Genomic DNA, 1,770 nt, shown 5'->3' with positions numbered 1-1,770 from the left:
GGCGGAGCCGGGGTGGGCTTGGGCGCCGGCGGGGAGGAGGGAGCGGGCGAACCCGGGTCGCGCAGGAAGTACGCGGTGGCGCCGACGACGGCGGCACCGCCGACGAGTCCCACGATCCACAGCGGCGCGAAGCGACGCAGCGGGCTGCGCTTCTCCTGCGGCGTGGCGAGGGCGGAGGTCTTCTCGCGCAGGGAGTCGGCGTGCTGGCGGGCGTCGGCCGCGAGGTCACCGAGGATCTCCGCCTGCTCCGCGCGGCGCTCACGGAGCACCTGGATGCCGCGGCTTGCTCCGAAGAGGGCGAGCCCGACGGGGCCCCGGGTGGCGGCGACGGCGGCCTCGCCGAGGAACCGCGGGTCCTTGAGGTCGAACGCCTTGCGCGCGGCGGTCCCAGCCTTGTTCAGGTCCTTGTCCGCCTGCTTGACGGCCTTGCGGTGGGCGGCGCGATCGCTTCGTGTGCTCATGTGACGATGGTGGCACAGCGCTCGGACACCGACCACCACCTCGCCGACATCGGTTCCACCATCGTGGCAGGATGGGACACGTGAGCATCGCAACGCAGAAGGCAACCATCCACACCAACCGGGGCGACATCGTCGTCGAGCTGTACGGCAACCACGCCCCGGGGACCGTGCAGAACTTCGTCGGGCTGGCCGACGGCTCCAAGGAGTACTCCCAGGCTAACGCCAAGGGGGAGAAGACCGGCCCGTTCTACGACGGCTCCATCTTCCACCGCGTCATCTCCGGCTTCATGATCCAGGGCGGCGACCCCACGGGCACCGGCCGCGGCGGCCCGGGTTACCAGTTCAAGGACGAGTTCCACCCGGAGCTGCAGTTCTCCGAGCCCTACCTGCTGGCCATGGCCAACGCCGGACCGGGCACAAACGGATCGCAGTTCTTCATCACGGTCGGCCCCACGCCGCACCTGAACAACCGCCACACCATCTTCGGCAAGGTCGCCGACGAGGACTCCCGCAAGGTCGTCGACGCCATCGCCACCACCCGTACCGGTGCGATGGACCGTCCGACCGAGGACGTCGTGATCGAGTCGATCGAGATCTCCTGACCGACCTCCCCGGCCGGTCGGCGGCGCGGGTCCCGGGACTCCCGGGCCCGCGCCGCACGTCTATCCGCAGCACGACGAACCGGGAGCCATGAGCATCCAGACCCACCGCGGTGGCGCGGTCTCGCGCTTCTTCCGCCTCCAGCCGGTCACGGCGTGGCTCATCACCGCCAACCTCGCCGTCTACGTCGCCACCGCGGCGCAGGCGCGCAGCATCATGGCGAACAGCGCGTCGGCCCTGTTCGAGGCCACGGCCCTCTTCCCGCCGATGGTGGCGGTCCGCGACGAGTGGTGGCGGCTGCTCACCTCGGCGTTCCAGCATTTCGGCCCGATGCACCTGCTGCTCAACATGTACATGCTGTGGATCCTCGGTCTGGGGATCGAGCGCAGCATCGGGCACGCCCGGTTCCTGGGTCTCTATCTCGTCTCCGCCCTCGGCGGGTCCGTGGCGGTGATGTTCACCAGCCAGAACGCGCTCACCGCCGGAGCCTCCGGGGCCATCTTCGGGCTGATGGGGGCGTACGCCATTGTCGCCATGTCCCTGCGCCTCGACGTCAAGGGCATCGGCTTGCTGCTCGTGCTCAACATCGGCGTCAGCTTCATCGTCCCCGGGGTCTCGCTGGGCGCGCATCTCGGCGGGCTCGCGGTGGGGGCGGTCGCCGCCGTCGCGCTGGTGGTGCTGCCGCGGCGCCTGCCCGCCCGTGTGCGGC

The 1,770-nt window shown here is 70.6% G+C and carries 3 protein-coding genes; 2 read left to right on the top strand and 1 reads right to left on the bottom strand.

Annotated elements, in window-relative coordinates:
* Nucleotides 1–461, bottom strand: a 461-nt coding sequence (locus G6030_RS00980) for a hypothetical protein (protein ID WP_182641911.1), incomplete at its 3' end; no start/stop codon positions are given.
* Between the two features lie 71 nt (nucleotides 462–532).
* On the opposite strand from G6030_RS00980, the gene G6030_RS00975 reads away from it, so the two are divergent.
* Both G6030_RS00975 and G6030_RS00970 read left to right on the top strand, forming a co-directional pair.
* A complete protein-coding gene (locus tag G6030_RS00975) occupies nucleotides 533–1,063 on the top strand; it encodes a peptidylprolyl isomerase (RefSeq protein ID WP_182641910.1) in 531 nt (176 codons plus the stop codon).
* A gap of 88 nt (nucleotides 1,064–1,151) precedes the next feature.
* A partial coding sequence (locus G6030_RS00970) for a rhomboid family intramembrane serine protease (RefSeq protein WP_182641909.1) occupies nucleotides 1,152–1,770 on the top strand: 619 nt, incomplete at its 3' end.

The organism is Dietzia sp. E1, assembly GCF_014145015.1.
GTDB classification, from domain to species: domain Bacteria; phylum Actinomycetota; class Actinomycetes; order Mycobacteriales; family Mycobacteriaceae; genus Dietzia; species Dietzia cinnamea_A.
This window is presented reverse-complemented; position numbering and strand designations above follow the sequence as displayed.

Excerpts from the sequence above, each read along its gene's own strand:
- G6030_RS00975 (WP_182641910.1), top strand. The coding sequence starts at position 533 with ATGGGACACGTGAGCATCGCAACGCAGAAGGCAACCATCCACACCAAC.